The sequence below is a fragment of the Winogradskyella sp. UBA3174 genome, from assembly GCF_002364335.1.
Taxonomy (GTDB): Bacteria; Bacteroidota; Bacteroidia; order Flavobacteriales; family Flavobacteriaceae; genus Winogradskyella.
Window position 1 is genome coordinate 1 of sequence record NZ_DEXW01000076.1, and the last position, 21,181, is coordinate 21,181.

General features: G+C 33.6%; 17 protein-coding genes. 6 read left to right on the forward strand and 11 right to left on the reverse strand.

The features are described 5' to 3' along the window. On the forward strand, positions 1-975 hold a 975-nt coding region (locus B2U95_RS14390), incomplete at its 5' end, for a M1 family aminopeptidase (RefSeq protein ID WP_296317352.1). 192 nt (positions 976-1,167) lie between these two features. Here the strand turns inward: B2U95_RS14390 and B2U95_RS14395 are convergent. Next, entirely contained in the window at positions 1,168-1,560 is a 393-nt protein-coding gene (locus B2U95_RS14395; protein WP_296317353.1) for an SRPBCC domain-containing protein, read from the reverse strand. A gap of 66 nt (positions 1,561-1,626) precedes the next feature. On the opposite strand from B2U95_RS14395, the gene B2U95_RS14400 reads away from it, so the two are divergent. From B2U95_RS14400 to lspA, 3 genes are read left to right on the forward strand one after another with little or no spacing between them, the layout of a single operon-like run. Beyond that, the gene (locus tag B2U95_RS14400) at positions 1,627-3,186 is read left to right on the forward strand and encodes an NAD(P)/FAD-dependent oxidoreductase (protein WP_296317354.1); all 1,560 of its coding nucleotides are present in this window, start codon (positions 1,627-1,629) and stop codon (positions 3,184-3,186) included. A 41-nt stretch (positions 3,187-3,227) separates the two neighbouring features. Next, positions 3,228-4,121: an ACP S-malonyltransferase gene (fabD, locus tag B2U95_RS14405; protein WP_296317356.1), complete on the forward strand. Its 894-nt coding sequence runs from the start codon at positions 3,228-3,230 to the stop codon at positions 4,119-4,121. A gap of 13 nt (positions 4,122-4,134) precedes the next feature. Then, on the forward strand, positions 4,135-4,644 hold the full coding sequence (gene lspA / locus B2U95_RS14410; RefSeq protein ID WP_296317357.1) for a signal peptidase II: 510 nt from the start codon (positions 4,135-4,137) through the stop codon (positions 4,642-4,644). Between the two features lie 32 nt (positions 4,645-4,676). Here the strand turns inward: lspA and B2U95_RS14415 are convergent, their stop codons facing one another. From B2U95_RS14415 to B2U95_RS14430, 4 genes are all read right to left on the reverse strand, one after another. After that, positions 4,677-4,868: a hypothetical protein gene (locus B2U95_RS14415; RefSeq protein ID WP_296317358.1), complete on the reverse strand. Its 192-nt coding sequence runs from the start codon at positions 4,866-4,868 to the stop codon at positions 4,677-4,679. 189 nt (positions 4,869-5,057) lie between these two features. Next, positions 5,058-6,335, reverse strand: a complete 1,278-nt coding sequence (locus B2U95_RS14420; protein WP_296317359.1) for a metal-dependent hydrolase family protein — start codon at positions 6,333-6,335, stop codon at positions 5,058-5,060. Between the two features lie 7 nt (positions 6,336-6,342). Then, positions 6,343-7,362 carry a UDP-glucose 4-epimerase GalE gene (gene galE, locus B2U95_RS14425; protein ID WP_296317360.1) on the reverse strand — a complete coding sequence of 340 codons (1,020 nt, stop codon included), beginning with the start codon at positions 7,360-7,362 and terminating at the stop codon, positions 6,343-6,345. 1 nt (position 7,363) lies between these two features. Further along, a complete protein-coding gene (locus tag B2U95_RS14430) occupies positions 7,364-8,524 on the reverse strand; it encodes a DegT/DnrJ/EryC1/StrS family aminotransferase (RefSeq protein ID WP_296317361.1) in 1,161 nt (386 codons plus the stop codon). A 120-nt stretch (positions 8,525-8,644) separates the two neighbouring features. Here B2U95_RS14430 and B2U95_RS14435 point away from each other — a divergent pair, with 120 nt between their 5' ends. Continuing rightward, entirely contained in the window at positions 8,645-9,877 is a 1,233-nt protein-coding gene (locus B2U95_RS14435; protein WP_296317362.1) for a 3-deoxy-D-manno-octulosonic acid transferase, read from the forward strand. A 97-nt stretch (positions 9,878-9,974) separates the two neighbouring features. Next, complete coding sequence (locus tag B2U95_RS14440) at positions 9,975-10,358, forward strand: hypothetical protein (protein WP_296317364.1); 384 nt, start codon at positions 9,975-9,977, stop codon at positions 10,356-10,358. A 93-nt stretch (positions 10,359-10,451) separates the two neighbouring features. Here B2U95_RS14440 and B2U95_RS14445 read toward each other — a convergent pair whose 3' ends face one another. The 6 genes from B2U95_RS14445 to B2U95_RS14470 form a co-directional block, all read right to left on the reverse strand. Further along, on the reverse strand, positions 10,452-12,569 hold the full coding sequence (locus tag B2U95_RS14445) for a thioredoxin domain-containing protein (protein WP_296317366.1): 2,118 nt from the start codon (positions 12,567-12,569) through the stop codon (positions 10,452-10,454). Positions 12,570-12,692: 123 nt separating this feature from the next. After that, entirely contained in the window at positions 12,693-13,997 is a 1,305-nt protein-coding gene (locus B2U95_RS14450; protein WP_296317367.1) for a T9SS type A sorting domain-containing protein, read from the reverse strand. Between the two features lie 378 nt (positions 13,998-14,375). Further along, positions 14,376-15,827, reverse strand: coding sequence for a T9SS type A sorting domain-containing protein (locus B2U95_RS14455; protein ID WP_296317368.1), 1,452 nt, complete (start codon positions 15,825-15,827; stop codon positions 14,376-14,378). A gap of 207 nt (positions 15,828-16,034) precedes the next feature. Next, positions 16,035-19,331 (reverse strand): VCBS repeat-containing protein, encoded by a 3,297-nt coding sequence (locus tag B2U95_RS14460; protein ID WP_296317370.1) that lies wholly within the window; start codon positions 19,329-19,331, stop codon positions 16,035-16,037. 72 nt (positions 19,332-19,403) lie between these two features. After that, a complete protein-coding gene (locus B2U95_RS14465) occupies positions 19,404-20,312 on the reverse strand; it encodes a glycosyl hydrolase family 17 protein (protein ID WP_296317372.1) in 909 nt (302 codons plus the stop codon). A 44-nt stretch (positions 20,313-20,356) separates the two neighbouring features. Further along, positions 20,357-21,172 carry a glycosyl hydrolase family 17 protein gene (locus B2U95_RS14470; RefSeq protein ID WP_296317374.1) on the reverse strand — a complete coding sequence of 272 codons (816 nt, stop codon included), beginning with the start codon at positions 21,170-21,172 and terminating at the stop codon, positions 20,357-20,359. Positions 21,173-21,181 lie beyond the last annotated feature (9 nt).

Sequence of the window (21,181 nt, forward strand, 5' to 3'; positions counted from 1 at the left end):
GTAGAACGTTCTTTGACTTATTATACAGAAAACTTTGGACCTTATTTTCATAAGCAATGTCGAATCATAGAATTTCCACGTTATGCGTCATTCGCACAAGCGTTCCCTGGAACCATGCCTTATTCTGAAGCGATCGGTTTTATTATTAATCTTGAAGACGAAAGTGGAAATAATATAGTAGACGCTGTGATTGCGCACGAAATGGCACACCAATGGTGGGCTCACCAAGTTATTGGAGCCAACATGCAAGGTAGTGTGATGATGAGTGAAAGTTTTTCTGAATATTCCGCTTTAATGACGATTAAGAATATGACCGATAATCCTATGAAAATGCGTGAATTTTTAAAGTACGATCACGATCGCTACTTAAGAGGGCGCAGTGGTGAACGTCTTAAAGAGTTGCCATTGTATACCGTGGAAAACCAAGGCTATATCCATTATGGAAAAGGCAGTGTTATTTTATATGCCTTACAAGATTACATCGGTGAGGATAAAGTAAATTTAGCAATGAAAGGTTTCTTAGAAGAATACCGCTATAAAGAGCCACCTTATCCAACGTCGTATGACTTCTTAAGGTATTTAGAACCTCAAGTTCCAGATTCGCTAAATTATCTAATCACAGATTGGTTTAAGGAAATCACCTTATACGATAATCGCTTAAAAGAGGCGAATTACAAAATCTTAGATAACGGAAAGTATGAAGTGACGATGGAGATTGAAAGCTCAAAAATAAAATCTGACAGCCTAGGAAACGAAACTAAAACAGCGATTAACGATTGGATAGATGTTGGTTTCTTTATGGATGATGATGAAGATCGTTTATACCAACAAAAACGTGTAAAGTTCAATAAAGAAAAGTCCTCAATTACAATGCAATTAGATTCGCTTCCTGTAAAAGCGGCTATTGATCCGAGGCATATTTTAATAGACCGTGTGTATTCAGATAATATTAAAAGTATAAGTTTAGAAGAGTAACTAGCAAAAGGACGTCGGTTCGAGTGTTTTATTTGAGATACGCTAAAAAATGTATCGAGAACCTGATGTATGACTTCTCGATACAAATCTTCGTCACTCAGATGCAATCGAAATGACGGATTATATTTAAAAGAACACCCTTTCTATATTTTAGATAGGGTGTCGTCTTTTTTATCAATTATAGAACTATTATTATTCATTTAAAGTTTCAAAATAGCCTCTCATAGGCTCAAAATAACTTTCTTCCCAACCATTTTTATAATGCTCACCAGATTCTGGTACATTAGTATGTTTTAAGGTTAAAGTCGTTTCTTCTTCCTGCTCAGAAAGTGAAATTTCAATTTGAGAATCACCTTCATCATCTTCAAAATCAATAGTTCGCCAAGATTGAACTATCTTATGATATGGTTTTAACTCAATATTCTGCCCTATAATATAACCTTCCCAGGCTGTAAACGTTTCCCCTACTTTATCAGAAACGAAAGCAGCTCCACCAGTCATTTTAGTATGGCGCTGGGTGCTTAACCAAGATTTATAAATTTGTTTTGCTGTTGCCTTAATCTGTATTATCAATGTAAACTCCATAACGCTCAATTATTATATTTCTTTGGTTAAACTTTTGTTCCTAATAAATATAACTAATTTTGCATTATGATAAAAGCATTGCAACTACGCATTAATTTACACCAAGAAGGAAAACCTGATGGATTGCTTAATAAAGCAGCTTATGATTTGGGGATGAAACCTTCTGAAATTTCTGGAATTAAAATTCTAAGAAAATCTATTGATGCGCGCAAGCGAAATATCATGTTTAACTATAAAGTTGAAGTTTATATTAACGAACCTGTACCTGAAACTTCAGACTATACGTTTGATTATAAAGATGTGTCTAGTGCCAAGCCTATTCACATCATTGGTTTTGGACCAGCAGGCATGTGGGCAGCATTACGTTGCATAGAACTAGGCTTTAAACCAATTGTCTTAGAGCGTGGTAAAAACGTGAGAGATCGTCGTCGTGATTTAAAAGCTATAAATCAAGATCATAATGTAAATGAAGATTCTAACTATTGCTTTGGTGAAGGAGGTGCAGGAACTTATAGTGATGGTAAACTTTACACACGTAGTTTAAAACGTGGAGATGTTAGACGAATTTTTGAAAACTTAGTTTATCATGGTGCGACAGAGCAAATATTAATAGATGCCCATCCACATATTGGCACTAACAAACTGCCTAAGGTTGTTCAAAATATTAGAGAAAATATAATAAAATTTGGTGGCGAAGTTCATTTTGAAACTAGAGTTTCAGATTTTACTTTAAAGGATAATAAAATTAAAGCTATTCAACTTCAAAATGGAAATGAACTTGCTGTAGAAAAAGTTATTCTTGCAACAGGTCATTCTGCGAGAGATATATTTTACTTATTGAATGATAAAAAGATAGCGTTAAAAGCAAAATCTTTCGCAATGGGAGTTCGTGTAGAGCATCCTCAAGACATTATTGATGGTATTCAGTACCACTGTAAAGGCGAACAACGAGATGAATTGCTACCAGCAGCAGCTTATAGTTTGGTACAACAAGTAAATGATAGAGGTGTCTATTCATTTTGCATGTGTCCTGGAGGGTTTATAGTACCTGCAGCGACAGCCAACGGTGAAGTTGTAGTAAATGGGATGTCACCTTCTAAACGAAATAATAAGTTTGCTAATTCTGGTATTGTAACTGAGATTAACGCAGATAAAGATTTATATAAATACGAACACTTCGGAGCGTTAAAGGCTCTAGAATATCAAAAAGACTTAGAGCGTTTAGCCTTTACAGCTGGTGGAAGAAGTCAAGCTGCTCCAGCACAGCGCTTAACTGACTTTGTTGAAGGTAAATTATCGACAAGCCTAAATGAAACATCGTACCAACCAGGTTTAAAGTCATCTCCAATGCATTCTTTATTACCTAAGCTAATCGGTAGTTCTCTACGTAAAGGATTTAGAGCGTTTGGTGATAAAATGAGAGGCTATTACACAGAAGAAGCTAATATTATTGGTGTAGAATCACGTACCTCATCACCTGTAAATATTCCAAGAACAGAAACCTTAGAACATCCTGAAATCTCAAATTTATATCCTTGTGGTGAAGGTGGTGGATATGCTGGCGGAATCGTTTCTGCTGCAATGGATGGTGAACGTTGTGCGGAAGCGGCAACTTCTAACTTATAAGTTTAATATTATTCCTATTTTTGCAACTCAAATTAAAAAAAATGAACGCATATATATTTCCAGGTCAAGGAGCTCAATTCTCAGGAATGGGTTTAGATTTATACGAAAACTCACCTTTAGCACAAGAGCTATTTGAAAAAGCAAATCACATCTTAGGCTTTCACATTACAGATATAATGTTTGAGGGGACTGCTGAAGACCTAAAAGAGACTAAAGTAACACAACCAGCTATCTTTTTACATTCGGTAATCTTAGCTAAAACTTTAGGAGATACTTTTAAACCAGATATGGTTGCTGGTCATTCACTCGGAGAATTTTCAGCTTTAGTTACTGCTGGTGCTTTAACCTTTGAAGATGGACTTAAATTAGTATCGCAACGTGCTCAAGCCATGCAAAAAGCTTGTGAATTACAACAAAGTACTATGGCTGCAGTTTTAGGTTTAGATGATGCTATCGTAGAAAAAATATGCGCGACAATAAAAGGTGTTGTCGTTCCTGCAAACTACAATTGCCCTGGGCAATTAGTGATCTCTGGTGACGTTGATGCTATTAACAGCGCTTGTGAAGCACTTAAAGAAGCAGGAGCAAGACGCGCTTTGGTATTACCAGTTGGTGGAGCTTTTCACTCTCCACTAATGGAGCCTGCTCGTGAAGAATTGGCAGCTGCAATAGAAAACACAACATTTAGCAAACCAAACTGTCCCATATATCAGAATGTAACAGCATCTGCTATTACTGATGAAAACGAAATAAAAGTTAATTTAATTTCGCAATTAACAGCACCTGTGCGTTGGACACAATCTGTGCAACAAATGATTGAAGATGGAGCTTCACATTTCACAGAAGTAGGTCCTGGTAAAGTTTTACAAGGCTTAGTAAGGAAAATTCATAGAGAGGCAGAAACTGCTTCTGCAACTTTTAAAACTAACGCTTAATCTCACTATTGTTTTGAATAGAAACTTATTTATAGTAGTACTTATTATTTTTAATATTGTAATAGACCAAATCTCTAAAGTTATAGTTAGAACAACTATGATTAAAGGTGGCAGAGGGCAAATAGATGTTATACAAGATTATTTTCAGCTCATTTGGGTAGAAAATAAAGGTGCGTTTTTAGGTATGGGCAGTGATATGAACCCAACGTTAAAACTTATATTTCTATTGATTCTTCCAACCCTAGTACTTGTCTATGTGATTTATTATATTGTAAAAACAAAAGAATTAGACCGCTTAAGTCTTATCGCCTTTTGCTGCATTATAGGTGGCGGAATTGCTAATGTATTTGATCGTATTGTCTATGGCGAAGTTACTGACTTCTTCTTTATCAACTTAGGAGGCGTATTTAAAACAGGTATTTTTAATGTTGCCGATCTTTCTGTAACTACAGGAATGATTATGCTATTCTTCAGTGGGTTTTCTCAAAGAAATAAAGGGAAAATAATACACGACTCTAAATAGATATCACTTATACTAAAGGAAATCTTTAGTGATTAACGCGCTAAACGGCAATCATCACAATCTTTAACTTCACCATAATAAGTCTCACGATATTTATGAAGTGTTTTGTAAGGAATACTTAAAAATTGCTTTTTAATATAGGTAACATTAGTTTGTAATACACCCATCTTTTTTGTAAAGCGACCTTCGACTTTGGTCTCTCTTTTAATACTTATCAGTTTCATGTTTCTCAATTATCATTAAGAACAAAACAACGAAGACTAATAGCCAGTACCAAGTTAGGTATGTTAAATAATTGTTAAGCTAAAATTTCATTATCATATTGAAAATCAGCTGTTACTATACTTAACAGATTCTTAATAAGTCTTACTTAATCTTAACAGTCTGACAATTTAAGATTTACTAAAAAAGAGTTATTTCTTATAAATTACACCGTTCTTCATCACAAAAGTAACATTCTCCATGGTGGAGATATCTTTTGTAGGGTCAACATTTACAGCAATAATATCAGCTAAGTAGCCTTCTTTAATTTGACCAATTTGGTTTTCCATTTTTAAAATCATTGCATTTGTGACAGTTGCACTCTGAATAGTTTCTATAGCTGGCATTCCTGCTTCTACCATAAAACCAAACTCTTTACCATTGTCCCCATGATAAAATACAGCTGCATCTGTTCCAAAAGCAATACCAACTCCGGCCTTATAAGCCCTACTAAACATATCTTGAATTTTAGGTCCAATATCTAAAGCCTTAGGTACAATAACATCTGGATAGTAATTAGGGATTTTTGCTTTTTCTGACACAAACTTTCCTGCACTAATAGTTGGCACTAAATAGACATCATATTTCTTCATCAACTCCATAGTTTCGGCACTCATTAGAGTTCCATGCTCAATAGTTTTCACACCACCTATAATTGCTCGTTGCATACCTTCATCTCCGTGTGCATGTGCAGCAACATGAAAACCATAATCTTTTGCTGTTTCACAAATAGCTTTAATTTCTTCAACTGTAAACTGAGGATTTTGTCCACTCTTGGCGACACTTAACACTCCACCTGTTGCTGTTATTTTAATTAAATCAGCACCATTTTTATAGCGTTGTCTCACTGCTTTTTTAGCATCGTCTACTCCATTGACCACGCCTTCTTTTGGACCAGGATTACCCATAATACTTCGCTTTGCACCATTGGTTGGATCTGCATGTCCGCCTGTTGTTGCTAAAGCCTTTTCTGCTGTAAATATTCTAGGTCCATTAACTTTATCAGCGTTTATAGCATTTCTAAGTGACACATTAACACCAGAACCTCCTAAATCTCTAACTGTTGTAAAGCCACTCATCAAAGTAATTTCAGCATATTTAACTGAATTAAAAGCCACATCTGCATCATTTAACGTATAATCCTCTAAATAGGATTTTGGATTGGTTTCACTTTCAATATGTACATGCATATCTATCAATCCTGGCATTACGGTCTTGGATTTTAAATCTATAACTAGATCTTTAGAATTCTTTGGACTCACAAAACCATTTTCAACTGAAATAATTTTATTATCAAAAACCACAACCGTTTTTTCTGTAAGTACTTTACCAGATTTAGTATCTATTAATTTACCACAATGTAAATATGTGTTTTGTGCTGTTAATGACACTGTAAAAAGCAGGACTAATGTTCTAAGCAAAGATTTCATATTCAAATTATTTATTTCTAATTTTTTGTTCCCATTTCCAAGCTGAAGCCATAGCATCATCTAGTGTTAATTCTGCTTTCCAACCTAGCACATCGTTTGCTTTTGTTGTTTCAGCATAAATAGATGTGACATCTCCTTCTCTCCTATCCATGATTTGGTATTTCAACTTTTTACCGGAAACTTTCTCAAATGATTCAATTACATCTAAAACCGAACTTCCTTTTCCAGTACCTAAATTAAACACTTCAAAATCATAGTCATTTTTGTTATCTAGCAATCGTTTTAATGCAACCACATGTGCTTTCGCCACATCTACAACATGTATATAATCTCTGACACAAGTACCATCTAGTGTTTTATAATCGTTGCCAAAAACTGATAATTGTTCCCGTATTCCTAACGCAGTTTGTGTAATATATGGCACTAGATTTTGTGGAACACCTATTGGCAACTCGCCTATTTGAGCAGTTGGATGTGCACCAATTGGATTAAAATATCGTAAAGCAATACTGTTTAATTTTTTATTCACTTTACAAGTATCTCTAATAATTTCTTCACCAATTTGCTTTGTATTTCCGTATGGTGATTCAGCTACTTTTATTGCTTCGTTCTCTGTTATTGGTAATATATCTGCTTGACCATAAACAGTGCATGATGAGCTGAAAATAAAATTCTGTTGATTAAGCTCACTTAGTTCTTGTAGCACATAAACCAGCGTGCTAATATTGTTTTCATAATACATTAAGGGTTCTTTTATACTTTCTCCTACTGCCTTTTTTGCTGCAAAGTGAATAACTCCAGCTAAATCATTATATTTTTTGAAAAATGTTTTAACATCTTTTTTTATTTTTAAATCTAATTTCTGAAACTGAGGTTTTATATCTGTTATAGCTTTAATGCCGTCTAAAACATCTAAAGAAGAATGACTTAAATTATCAATGATAACAACTTCAAAACCTTCTTGCTGTAATTCTACAACAGTATGGGAACCTATGAAGCCTAAACCGCCAGTTACTAAAATTTTCATTTTAAGACTTAGAATTTATAAAGTTTAGAACTGTAGAAGTAATAAATTTTATCTGTTCATCGTCTAGCTCTGTATGCATTGGTAACGATATAACAGATTTTACTAACTCATTTGTTACTTTAAAGTCATCTTCGTTGTAGCGTTCATCTTTATAAGCTTTTTGTCTGTGCAATGGAATTGGATAATATACTCCACACGGTACATTCTTCTCTTGTAAATGCGCAACTAAAGCGTCTCTGTCTACATTAACTAAATTCAAAGTATATTGATGAAACACATGACAATCGCATGTATCACAGATACCATCACATTTGGTTAAACCGCTTGGAGTTGTAATATTTGGATGATTTTTAAAAGCCTCATTATATTGTCTTGCAGCACTTTGTCTGGCATTATTATAAGTATCCAAGTGTGGCAATTTAGCATCTAAAACTGCTGCTTGTATAGAGTCTAAACGCGAATTTACACCAACAACATCATGGTGATAACGCTCGTACATTCCGTGATTTACGATACCTCTTATGGTATGTGCTAAATCATCATCATTAGTGAAAATCGCACCACCATCACCATAACAACCTAAATTTTTAGACGGAAAAAACGAAGTAGATGCGACATGACTGATAGCACCAGTCTTTGTTTTAGAACCATCACCATGCGTATAATCAGCACCAATACCTTGTGCGTTATCTTCAATAACGTATAAGTTATGTTCTTTTGCTAAATCCATAATAGCATCCATTTCTGCAGCTAAACCAAATAGATGAACAGGAACAATAGCTTTAGTATTTGGTGTGATTGCCTTTTTTATAGCATCAACATCTATATTAAAAGTTATAGGGTCTACATCTACTAATACTGGTGTTAATTGTAACAAAGCTATAACCTCAACTGTTGCCGCAAACGTAAAGTCTGCAGTAATCACCTCATCACCTGGTTTTAGGCCTAAACCCATCATTGCTATTTGAAGCGCATCCGTACCATTAGCACACGGGATGACATGTTTTACACCCAAGTAGTCTTCAAGATTTTTTTGAAACTCGTGTACTTTAGGGCCGTTAATAAAAGCAGCACTATTCATCACTTCCTCAATTGAAGGATCTATAATATCTTTAATTTTAGCATATTGACCTTTAAGGTCTACCATTTGAATTTTTTTCATTCTGAAGACTACGTTTAGAGTATTATTAGCACCAAAGAGCTTTAGCGAAAATACGAAATTGTAACTGCTCTAACAACGCATTTAATTGAAAGAAATGTATTTTAGCACAAATATTTATTTTTGAAACTACTCTATTCAATAGGAATTTACTTAGCAAGTTTTATACTAAAACTCCTAGCACTTTTTAATTTCAAATTAGAAAAAGGTGTTATTGGAAGAAGAGAAACATTTAAAAAGCTTGAGAAAGAGATACAAAAAGATGATAAAACATTTTGGTTTCATTGTGCTTCTTTGGGTGAATATGAACAGGGTTTACCCGTTTTTGAAGGTCTAAAAACTAATTACCCAGACTATAAAGTTGTATTGTCTTTTTTTTCACCTTCAGGTTATGAAGTAAGGAAAAATGCAGCAATTGCTGATGTTGTTGTATACCTTCCGTTAGACACTAAAGTAAATGCTAAACGATTTCTAAATTTAGTACATCCGAATTACATCATATTTGTAAAGTATGAAATTTGGCCTAATTTGTTATTAGAAATTAACAAACGTCAACTAAAAAATATATTAATATCTGCTGTATTCAGAAAAAATCAAAGTTTTTTTAAATGGTATGGTGGTTTTATGAAATCAGCACTATTTGGATTTAATCATATTTTTACACAAAACGAAAATTCAAAATTACTGCTTGAAAGAATAGATTACAAAAGTGTTTCTGTTTCTGGAGATACACGTTTTGATCGTGTTTCTAATCAACTAAAAATAGATAATTCTATCTCTTTTATTGAAGAATTTAAAGATGATAAACTGTGTGTGGTCTTTGGTAGTACTTGGCCAGAAGATGACAAACTTTACATAGATTTTATAAATAAATCAAATGGCGACACTAAATTTATTATCGCTCCTCACAATATAAAAGCAAGTTATACCAACTCATTAAAATCTCAACTTAACTTAAAAACTATTTGTTATTCTGAAATGACGAATAAAAATTTAAGCGGATACGATGTTTATATTTTAGACACCATCGGTTATTTAAGTAAAGTCTATAGTTATGCAGATATAGCATACGTAGGAGGTGGAGCTGGCTCAACCGGATTGCACAATATATTAGAACCTGCCGTTTTCGGAATACCTATACTTATAGGAAAACATTACGATAAATTCCCTGAAGCAAAAACACTAATTAATAAAGAAGGAGTAATTTCCGTTAAGGATCGTATTTCGCTAGAAACGTGTTTCGATAAGCTAATAAAAAACAATAATACCAGAGAAAAACAAGGTATTATAAATAAAGGTTTCATTGAAGAAAATCGAGGAGCTGTCATCCAAATCCTTGACCACATTCGTATATAGCTCGTGCTTACAATAATTTGATGATGAAATTATGTTAAAATTTCACTAAAATTAGTATTTTCACAAATTAACAAAAATTAACACTAAAACTATTAAAATGAAAAAAGTTGTATTAAGCTTAGCACTTGTTGCTGTGCTCGGATTATCATTTACTTCTTGTAGAGAAACTAAGGAGAGCGCTGAAGATGCAGTAGAAAATGCAGCTGAAGCTACTAAAGATGCTGCAGATGACGTAATTGATAGCGTTAAAGATGCTGCTGACGCTACAAGTAATGCAGTTGATGGAGCTGTTGATGCTGCAAGTGACGCGGTAGATAACGTAAAAGATGGAGCTGAAAACATGGCTAATGATGCAAAAGATGCTGCTAATGATGCAGTAGATAGCGCAAAGAAAGCTGGTAGCGATGCAGTAGAAAAGGTTAAAGAAACCGGATCTGATGCTGTTAATGATGCTGCAGATAAAATGAAAAGTGGTAAATAATTACTTTTAAGTTTTAAAAAAAAACCAGATAATAATTATCTGGTTTTTTTTTGATTCAATTTTAAATAATAGGTCTAAATACTTTGCTATATTCTATTTTAAGACCTGTTCCCTCGCCTTAGATGAACTCGTTACTGGTAATTTACAGGTACCATTAATACAAACGTATATATATGTTTCATTCTCGATATATTTATTTTCTAACAAAGGCAAACTACTCTCCTTCGTAGAAGCAGATATTAAAATATTAGGCATATAAAACTTATCGAGCTCTTTTAATTTAGTCTGAGCCTCACTACCAGATATAGCTACTTCATAATAAGGATTTGAATAATTTAAATATAATTTTAACCAATTTGAATAAGCTGTTGGTGATTTTTCTATATCTGCATTTACATTACTAAGCATCTGCTTAGACATCTCTAAATACGTTTTATTTGAATAATAATGTCCTAGCTTGAATAAACTCTCAGCTAAAACAGAATTAGAGGATGCTATTACATTATCTAAAACTTCACTTTTTCTAGCTATTAAATTAGTGGCATTTACTGATGTAAAAAAGAACATGCTAGTCTCTTTATTTAAAAAATGAGCTATTGTATACTCCAATAAATCATTAGCTATTTTCAACCATTTCTCATTGAATGTGGCTTGATAAAGCTCTAAATATGCAGAAATTGTATGTGCATAATCTTCCGAAAATCCTTCTATTGTACTTTTTCCATCCTTGTAATTATGAAAAAGTGAATTATCCTCTTTTATTTGATGTTCTTTTATAAACTCAGCATTCTTAATTGCTTTATCTAAATAGGATTCTTCGCCAAATACACGATATGCGTCTACATAAGCCTTAAGCATTAATGCATTCCAAGAGGTTAGTATTTTATCATCAGTTCTTGGTCGATCTCGCAGACTTCTTTCTTTGTGCAACTTAGATTTCCATGATTTCACCTTAGCTTGTAGTTCTTTTAAAGTCATCGAATTTGCATCAGAAAACGCTTTATCTGTCTTTGTTTTATATAATATATAGTGATCCTTTTCCCATTTTCCTATAGAATTAATATTGTAGTAAGATTTAAAAAGGTTAAATTCTTCAACGAGAAGACTTTTAAGCTGATCTTTAGTCCAAACGTAATATATACCCTCTTCTAATTCATCTTGTGAATTTTTACTATCTGCATCTAAAGATGAATAAAATGCTCCTTCCTCTTGTTCAAACTCATCTTCTACGAAAGCTAATGTTTCTTCTACAACTGTTTTAAAACTTTCATTCTTGGTCAGTTGAAAGGCTTTAGAATATAGACTTACTAACTGCGCATTATCATATAACATTTTTTCAAAATGTGGCACATGCCATCTTTCATCTACAGAATATCTTGAAAACCCACCACCTATTTGATCATAAATACCTCCATTTGCCATTTTAGTTAAGCTTGTAATAACAAACTCCTGCAAATCTTTATCATCATTTTGAAAACTGTATCTCAACAAGAAATTTAAATTAGAGGGCATTGGAAACTTCGGTGCTCTTTTTTGACCACCGTTCTTAAAATCCAACACCTTTTTAAAATCATTAACTATGCGTTTGATTTGTTCTTTTTTAAATGGCAATTTTTCTGTGTTAATTTCTATAAGGCCTGAGCTATTAATACCTTCTGTGAGCTTTTCTGCGTAGGCTACAACCTTGTCCGGATTGTTTTCATACAGACTAGACATATCAATTAATATCTTGGTCCATTGCTCTTTAGTAAAATAAGTACCACCAAAAACAGGTCTTCCGTCAGGTAAGGTTATACAGTTGAGTGGCCACCCACCACTACCAGTCATTAATTGAACTGCGTTCATATATATTTGATCAATATCTGGTCGTTCTTCGCGATCTACTTTAATATTAATAAAATTTTCATTCATTAGCTTAGCAACAGAATCATTCTCAAAACTCTCTTCTTCCATAACGTGGCACCAATGACAAGCTGAATAACCTACAGAAATCACAATTAATTTATTCTGTTCTTTAGCTAATTTTAATGATTCGTTATTCCATGCTTTCCAGTCTACTGGGTTATAGGCGTGCTGAAGTAAATAAGGACTTGTTTCGTTAATTAAATCATTAGATCTAGGTTCTCCTTTTTTTATATTGGTTTTATTGCCTTGAGAGCAAGACATGGCTAATACCAAGAATACTATAATGCCAATTGTTTTTTTTAACATTGTTTTATTATATAGATTATTATATTCTATAAAAATAAGCAACTAAATAATAGTTCATAAAAAAAGCATGTTTAAAATTTTTAAACACGCTTGTTTTTAAATGCTAATAAGTTAGTATTAACCTTATTGCTTTATAAGTTTTACTGTCTTAGAGCCATTTACACCATCAATTCTAGCAAAATAAATTCCAGAATTTAATGCAGAAGCATCTATTGTCGCTTCGATTGCGTTTGGCGTTAAAGCGATAACTTGTTTGCCTAATATATCATAAACAGCTACATTATTCATAACTGAAGTGCCAGAAATAGTCCAATCACTATTTGTTGGATTAGGGAATACTCTAAATTCAGTTGTATCAAAATCATTAACAGATAAGCCATTTTGACTGAAAAGTATATTATCAAAATATACAATACCAGCATTGTCAACACTAAGATTTAAAGGACCAACTTTCCATTGCCATAATGCTGTCTCAGCAAAACCAATATTTGTAAAGTATGACATTGGTATTTCAACATATACCCATGATTCATATACTATAGCCTCGTTAACACCTACGCGATACACGTGTTCAGTTATACCACCTGCATTACTAATTAATGAAAAATCAAAACCATTAATTCCATCAACTGCCCAATAGTAAAATGATACAAAATCGTAAGCAGAAACATCATCAGGACCACCTTCACCTTGGCCCCAACCTTGTACACCAAAATTCATTTTAACAGCCAGGTTTTCAGCAGTCCCAGGATCTAAGTCTGGTTCGTTTGAAAAAGCACCGAATGCATAAGCAACAGGGAAAGTTGTTGAAAATCCATTAGAATCGTTATAAATACTATAAACTTCTGAGTCTGCTACATTTGGTATTGGAGCCGGTATAGCAGGAATAGGGTCTGGTGGTATAACAACACCAACTGGCGCATTAATATCATCTATATAATATGTCCCTGTTGCAGTATTACCTGGACCAGAATCTACAAATAATACTAAAATTGTATAACTATTAGACAAAGGAGGGTTTCCAGTTACATTAGAGAAATTTAGTGTAACAGTCTGCCATCCAGCGACTGTTGTATTAAAATACAATTGGGTTGCAGGTGCAGGCTGACCTCCACCTTCTAATTTAAGTAAATGGGTTCTTGGTGTAGCATCGGGAGTCCAAAATCTAAGTGTAATATTGTTGCTAGCCTGATCAGACAAATCAATGCTCTGTCCTAAATTTATAGACGCACCATCAAAATCGTTACCATTACTAGTTAATTCTAAAACCTGATTAGTCCCATCTGTTGGGTCAATTACGACCATTGCTGTAGCTCCATTAAACGGACCCCAATTATCATCTAAAGGGTCTTCAAAATCTAATGGTAGAGTTTGTGCAAATCCAGTAGTGACTACCAAAAGCATAAGTAAAAAAGTAATTTTTCTCATAGTTCTTCTTTTATTTAGTTATTGATGATTTTTTTAATAAAATTACTTAATTTATAATAGGTATTAAACAGTTTTAACACAACAAAAAACATACATCTACTGATTCTAAGGCATACTGAAATAAATTAAGGACTTATTTCATTAATTAAATCATCAAATTTAGGTTCGCTTTTTTTATATTAGTTTTATTGCTTAAAGGATTAACACATCGTTATTACGAAGAATACTATTATACCAAGTGTATTTTTAGCATTGTTTTATTCTATAGATTATTATATATATATACATAATCTGCGACTAAATAATAGTGCATAAAAAAAAGCGTGTTTAAGATTTTTAAACACGCTTTTCTAAAATGCTAATAAGTTGCTATTAATCTTATTGTTTTATAAGTTTTAATGTCTTAGAACCATTTTCACCATCAATTCTTGCAAAATAAATTCCTGAATTTAACGCAGAAGCATCTATTGTTACTTCAGTTGCGTTTGGTGTTAAAGCAAAAACTTGTTTACCTAAAATATCAAAAACAGCTACAGTATTGATAACTGAAGTACCAGAAATATTCCAGTCACCATTTGTTGGGTTAGGAAATGCTCTAAACTCAGTGATATCAATATTATTAACTGATAAAGGATTACCTTGAGTAAGTAAAAAGTTGTCTATATAAACAAAAAGTTTGTTATCAACCGACTGCGTATAAGGATCAAATTTCCATTGGAAAAAATTTGCATCTGAAAACCCTAAGCCAGTAAAGTAAGTCATAGGGATAACTACTTTTGTCCATTGTTCTATAACAGTAGCTTCTTGATCTCCCGCACCTGGTCCTATTTCATAAACAAATCCAAGATTAGGTCCTCCAGCATTACTAAACATTTCTAATCTAAAACCAGCAGTCCCTTCTGAAGGTGTTGCTGCCCAATAATCAAATGAAACAAAATTATATGATGTTGCATCGACTGGACCTTCACCTTGTCCATATCCTCCTGCAGCAAAATCGAATTGCCAAGCACCATTTACATCAGCACCAGCATCTAAATCTAGCTCAGATGGCGCAGCACCAAAGTCGTATGCAAATGGCCAATTAGCAGAATAAGTAGTTACGTCACCCGGAAGATTACCATTATAAACGCTAAAAGTTTCTCCGTCTGGTGAAGTTGGTAATGGAGCAGGGCCCGCAGGTGATGCTGGACAAGGCGCACAAACACCACCACAATCTATACCAGTCTCGTCTTGGTTTTGTATACCATCACTACATGTTTCTATTGGTAATGCCTGACCAGCAACTGCTGTTATGTTATCTATAAAAAAAGTAAAATCAACTCCGTTATTCCAAATTGGATTTGCGGCATTTCCACCACTAGCTGCCCAATTTGGAAAAAAAGAAATTCTATTATATTCTCCATTGGCTGTAGATTGTCCATCAAGCATTTCGTTTAAAGTAAACGTTAATGTTTGCCATCCACTACCACCAACATAATCATTATCTGCTGTAGCTGAAGGTGCAGCTGGGTCAAAAATTAAATCATCAACTCTAACCAACATTTTAAAAGATTCTGTTGAATAAACATCAACCTGAACAGTTATGTCAGTAGTGAAATCCATAAGGTTGTCTTGCATAATTAAATCTGCTTGTTGCCAAGGATCTCCTGCAGATGAAGATATTACTTCACCAACCATGTTTGTAGGATCAACTGGATCAGCGGTAACATTGGCCGCACCTAAAGCATTAGCTGGAGTAAATACAGTAGCATCCTCAAAATCTTCTAAATTCACTTGAGCAAAACCCAAAGAGACGGTTAGAAGACAAAGTAAAAATGTAATTTTTTTCATAATCGATTATTTATTTATTATTATTTTGATACAATTACCGAATATTTATTCAATTTTAAATCATTATGAACCTATACAAAAACCATACAAAGCAAACTTTAACTACCTAACAGTATAACAAATAGTTTTTTAAATTTCTTTAATTCAGGTTATTACATGGATCTCAAATAGATAACGAACGTAATTAGGAGCAATACATAACCTGTTCTACATTTTAATTTTAAAAACTGATGGCTTAGTATCGTTATTTGTAACGAAGATAAAAGCGGTGTCCTTTTGATTTACATACTGAATAGTTCTACTATCATAAGGCACATAAAACCCACTTTCTATTGCAGACATGGATTTGAAATTATTTTTACCATCACCTAAAAGTACTGTTCCAAATCCTGCATCATATCGTGTTGTTTCTACTTCAACACCATAGTGATTTCCAACTGTGACTATATCTTTATAACCGTCCTTATTAATATCGAATACAAGTGACGATTTAACAGGAGATATTTGAGCTTCATTAGGTAATGATTGTTTAATTAATTTTCCATTATTATTAATAAGAATAATACTTTCGAAGCTCTTAATTTCGTAAACAACAGCATCGTCTACTTTGTCCTCGGGTAAAATATCTATTAATTTAGAAGATGCAAAACTATCATAATCTTTAAATTTTTCGGCCACATAAGGCATTTGCTGACTCGTACATTCTCTTCCTCTTAGTGGCACATAATCATTCTTATAAAACTTAGCAAAAACCACATCATTTGTTCCATTATTATCAAAATCATTTGCATAGACTTTAAATGGATGTTCTTCAGTAGCTTTAAACTTATTGTTTTTACCTAAGTTACCTATTACATAATCTTCATCTCCATCTCCATCTAAATCACTAGCTGTAATTGACCACCAAATACCTCTTGTATTTTCTAGGTTAAATTCTTCTGACTTATCTTCGAAAATCCCACTAGTATTTATGAGTAATTTTATTTCCATCCACTCCCCAACCAGCATAAGGTCTTCGTCATTATCATTATCAATATCTGTAAAAACCGCATCTGTAACCATTCCAATACTATTTAAGGCTGGTGCTATATCATCAGACATTTTTTTGAATTTACCATTTTCATTAATAAGTAAATAGCTCGTAGCAGGAAAAGCATAAGATCTTGAAATTAAACGCGTACCTACAAATAAATCTAAATCACCATCTGCGTCTATATCTGAAGCTTTTACACATTGTGAACTCTGTTTAATATCTGGTAAGGCTGAAATCGCGTGTGTAAAATTACCTCGTCCATCATTAGTATATAGCCTATCTTTTAATGCAGGATGTCCTGTTTTATATTCACTACCACCACTGGCAACGTATAAATCTAAATCATTATCTCCATCCACATCCACAAACAAACAGCCTAAATCTTCTGAAGCTTTATCTTTATCCCAAGGTTGTGATTTGTTTTTTATAAACTTACCACTTGTATTTTGCAAGTATAAAACTCCGCTTTGGCCTAATGCGCCTCCAATAAAAAGATCCTCTAAACCATCGCCATTAATATCTGCATTAGCTGTAAATGGTCCGTTTTGAGAAATGTTATGTGGTAATAATATTTCTTCTTTAAACTCATCAAAATCGTTCTCTTTGTGACTATAATCAATACCTAAATCAGTAGGATCTACTTGGGTAAAGAATGAATTAGTTTTTTTAATGTTTTCTATCGTTTTCTTTCCGTCACTATAATTTGCAGTAAGCGTTGTATTAGCGCTAACATTTTCGTAGACGTTAGATGTACCATTAGACCAAAAGACTTCAACTTTCTCAACTTCTACATCTTTTCCTAATCCAAAAAATAAGTTATGCTCTACAGAAGACAAGAAACCTCTAGTCACGGTATTTTCTGCCATTTGCATTTTCCCGTTATGATATATAAAAGCCTTGGCTCCAATCCCGAAGGTATTGTTCTCAGAACCTTCAATTTTTATCTTTAAGTAGTTACCTGTTGCTTTATTTTCATATACAAATGCAGACGCATCAATATTATTGGTTATGACATCTAAATCGCCATCATTGTCTAAATCGCCATAAGCCATTCCATTTGAAAAACTAAGTGTATTAAAACCCCATTTTGTTGAAACTTTTTCAAATTCTAAATTCCCTTTATTTCTAAAAGCATAGTTAGATATTGGCTGTGAAGGAGTGTCTTTACTCAGCTGAAATAAATCTTGAGCTGTTGCATTTTTACTTAAATTTTGGACTTTAATTCTATAATCATTATTATCAACATCTTTTTTAATTCCGTTAGAGATAATAATGTCTTTTAATCCGTCATTATCTAAATCAACCAACAAGCTTGCCCAACTCCAATCTGTAAAAGAAATACCAGCCATATTTGCTATATCTGAAAAACTTTCTAAACCAGTATTAATTTGTAAGGTATTAGACATATACTGGCGATGAGCTCCCGCTTCAACTAGCGTATTAAATGCTTCAGTACTCATTGAAGCCATATTTGTTTTTGAACGGTAATGATCTTCTGGCGTCATGTCTGTAGTAATTAAATCTATAAGACCGTCGTTATTAATGTCTCCAGTATCTGACCCCATACTGAGTTGTGTAATGTGTTTTAATTTTTCGTGAATTACATTTTTAAACGTTCCGTCTCCATTATTATAATACATAAAATCGGGTTCTGAATAGTCATTAGCAACATACAAATCCATCCAACCGTCGTTATTAAAGTCTGTTGCATTGACACTTAGTCCATAAGCAACATCCCTTGAAATTCCCATAGCTTCTGAAACATCTTTGTACCTTCCGTTATCATTTCTATACAACTTATCTCTAAAGAATTTAAATTGATCTCTAGGAATCTTATTAACGAGTAATAATTTTTTATCGGCTAGCTGATTGACTTGGTACATATCTAAATCACCATCATTATCCATGTCAAAGAATACAGCTTGAGTAGAAAACCCAGCATCTGCTAAACCATACAATTGAGCTGACTCAGTAAAGGTTAAATCTTGATTATTAATGTAGAGTTGATTTCTTCTGTCTTCAGCTTTTGCTGAATTTCCATTACGACTTACATAAATATCTAAGTATCCGTCAGCATTTACATCTGCCATTGTAACACCCCAAGTCCAACCAGAGTTTCTTGCTACTTTTGATTTCTTTGTGATATTCTCAAACTGAAAATTCCCTTTATTAAGATAAAGTCTATCTGCAACTTGGTTACCTCCAAAGAATACATCTGCTAATCCGTCATTATTTATATCACCTATTGCCACACCAGAGCCAACATACATTTGGCTATAGTAGTAATGATTAAAATAGGTTGACTCCTTAATTGTATTGCTAAAGTCTATTCCCGTTTTTTCTGAAGACAATAACTCTAAACCACCTACTAATTCCGAAGGATATAGATCTCGTGTTGGCTCTTCACTGCAATTAAAACAGATAGAACTTACAATCGCTATGATTATAAATTTGATCTTAGTTTCGTTCATTTTAAATAAAATTAATTTTATAAAGATATGGAATTATAAAAATTATTTTAAGAACCAATACTTAACAAATTCTTAAAATTTGAGCTTCTCATCTTTGTCCCAAAGTCCCCAATAAGCTCCAACATCACCTTCATCTCCTGTTTTCCATGACTCGTCAAAAGATGAGAAATAGAACATCTCTATATTTGCCTTAGTAGCCCAAACTTGAGCGTTTACAAAATATTTAATTGCATTTTCTTCTGATGAAAATGCACCTTTAAGACTACCTCCTTCACTTGGCCATCCTGTTTCTGTAATTATCACTTTTTTACCTCGTGCTGCATCTGTTGCTTGTCCAAACATTTGTTGCATATGACCTAGGGCACCATCAATGTGGCAACCTTCCCAATAAGGGTAGCAATTACTAAGTATTACATCACTTATATCAACTAATTCTGGATGTACTGAAAACTCATAATACGCATCTACATAACCAACAGGTACATTTGGGATAGCTTCTTTAACGCGTTTTATATAGCCTAATAATTCTTCTAATGACAAATCATTTCTGTACAGCACTTCATTACCTACAGCAGCAATATCTACACAGCCTTCCTTGGCTAATTGTATTAAACCTTCTATCTCTTTTTCATTATCTTCCTTATTGTCGCTTAACCAAGCGCCAACTAAAGTTTTCATACCATGCTTGTGAGCTATTCTAGCAACATGCTCATTACCTTCGATACAAGAGAAGGAACGCACCCATTTTGAATGTGGCTTTAAAATTTTAATTCGTCTTTCAACTTGCGCCTCTGTAATTGTATCTCCAGGCTCTTGGCCATCTTCGTACATACTAAAACAAATGCCATGCATTCCTTTATTTAGTGTTGCTCGCCATAACTTTTTTAAATCTTCATTTGAATATTTACTAAAGTCTATACCTGAGTGTTCTGTAAAATCTAAACCACTATAAATATGATAATCTTCGTTTCTGTATGACATAATTTTATATTTAATATTTGAATTAATTTCTATTTGAATTGATGTTAGCTATACTTAAGTTTTTCATCTTTATCCCAAATTCCCCAGCGTCCGCCAAGTTCTCCTTCAATCCTCACTTTCCATGACTCATCAAAAGACGAGAAGTGAAAGATTTCTACGCCCTCTTTCTTAGCCCATTCTTGTGTTTGAATAAAATATTTCATTGCGTTTATTCTTGATGGATGTGCCTCTTCATGTGCACTACCTTGACTTGGCCAACCTGTTTCGGCTATAATAACCTTCTTACCTTTAGACACATATTTTGTTAATGCATACATTTGCCTTAGATGCTCTAAAGAACTCTCAATGCCAAAACCTTCCCAAAATGGGTAGCAGTTAGCTAAAATTATATCGGTAGCCTCTACTAAGTTAGGTCTTGTGAAATACTCATAGTACGTATCGACATAACCTACTGCGATATCTAAACCTTTTAACGCTTCTTTAACTCTATAAATATAAGCAATCAGTTCTTCCTCAGACACTTCACCCCTTAAAAGCACTTCGTTACCAACAGCGGCAATATCAACAACACCTGTCTTCGCAAGTTCTATCAAGGCGCTTATTTCTTTCTCATTTCGTTCTCTGTCATCACTAATCCATGCACCAGCAATTGAATTTAGCCCCTTTTCGCGTGCCACCTTAGGGATTAATTCATTTCCTTCTGTACTGGAAAAAGATCGTATCGCATGCGTGTAAGGGGCAATAATATCCATACGACGACGAATTTGAGACACAGACAACATATCATCAGGATCTTGCCCTTCTACATATGGGCTAAAGCAGAGACCACATAGCTTTCTATTGAGGTTATCGGCAAACATTACTTTTGC

Coding starts and splice junctions, on each gene's coding strand:
- B2U95_RS14395 (WP_296317353.1), bottom strand. CDS start 1,560: ATGGAGTTTACATTGATAATACAGATTAAGGCAACAGCAAAACAAATT.
- B2U95_RS14400 (WP_296317354.1), top strand. CDS start 1,627: ATGATAAAAGCATTGCAACTACGCATTAATTTACACCAAGAAGGAAAA.
- fabD (WP_296317356.1), top strand. CDS start 3,228: ATGAACGCATATATATTTCCAGGTCAAGGAGCTCAATTCTCAGGAATG.
- B2U95_RS14415 (WP_296317358.1), bottom strand. CDS start 4,868: ATGAAACTGATAAGTATTAAAAGAGAGACCAAAGTCGAAGGTCGCTTT.
- B2U95_RS14420 (WP_296317359.1), bottom strand. CDS start 6,335: ATGAAATCTTTGCTTAGAACATTAGTCCTGCTTTTTACAGTGTCATTA.
- galE (WP_296317360.1), bottom strand. CDS start 7,362: ATGAAAATTTTAGTAACTGGCGGTTTAGGCTTCATAGGTTCCCATACT.
- B2U95_RS14430 (WP_296317361.1), bottom strand. CDS start 8,524: ATGAAAAAAATTCAAATGGTAGACCTTAAAGGTCAATATGCTAAAATT.
- B2U95_RS14440 (WP_296317364.1), top strand. CDS start 9,975: ATGAAAAAAGTTGTATTAAGCTTAGCACTTGTTGCTGTGCTCGGATTA.
- B2U95_RS14445 (WP_296317366.1), bottom strand. CDS start 12,569: ATGTTAAAAAAAACAATTGGCATTATAGTATTCTTGGTATTAGCCATG.
- B2U95_RS14450 (WP_296317367.1), bottom strand. CDS start 13,997: ATGAGAAAAATTACTTTTTTACTTATGCTTTTGGTAGTCACTACTGGA.
- B2U95_RS14455 (WP_296317368.1), bottom strand. CDS start 15,827: ATGAAAAAAATTACATTTTTACTTTGTCTTCTAACCGTCTCTTTGGGT.
- B2U95_RS14460 (WP_296317370.1), bottom strand. CDS start 19,331: ATGAACGAAACTAAGATCAAATTTATAATCATAGCGATTGTAAGTTCT.
- B2U95_RS14465 (WP_296317372.1), bottom strand. CDS start 20,312: ATGTCATACAGAAACGAAGATTATCATATTTATAGTGGTTTAGATTTT.
- B2U95_RS14470 (WP_296317374.1), bottom strand. CDS start 21,172: ATGTTTGCCGATAACCTCAATAGAAAGCTATGTGGTCTCTGCTTTAGC.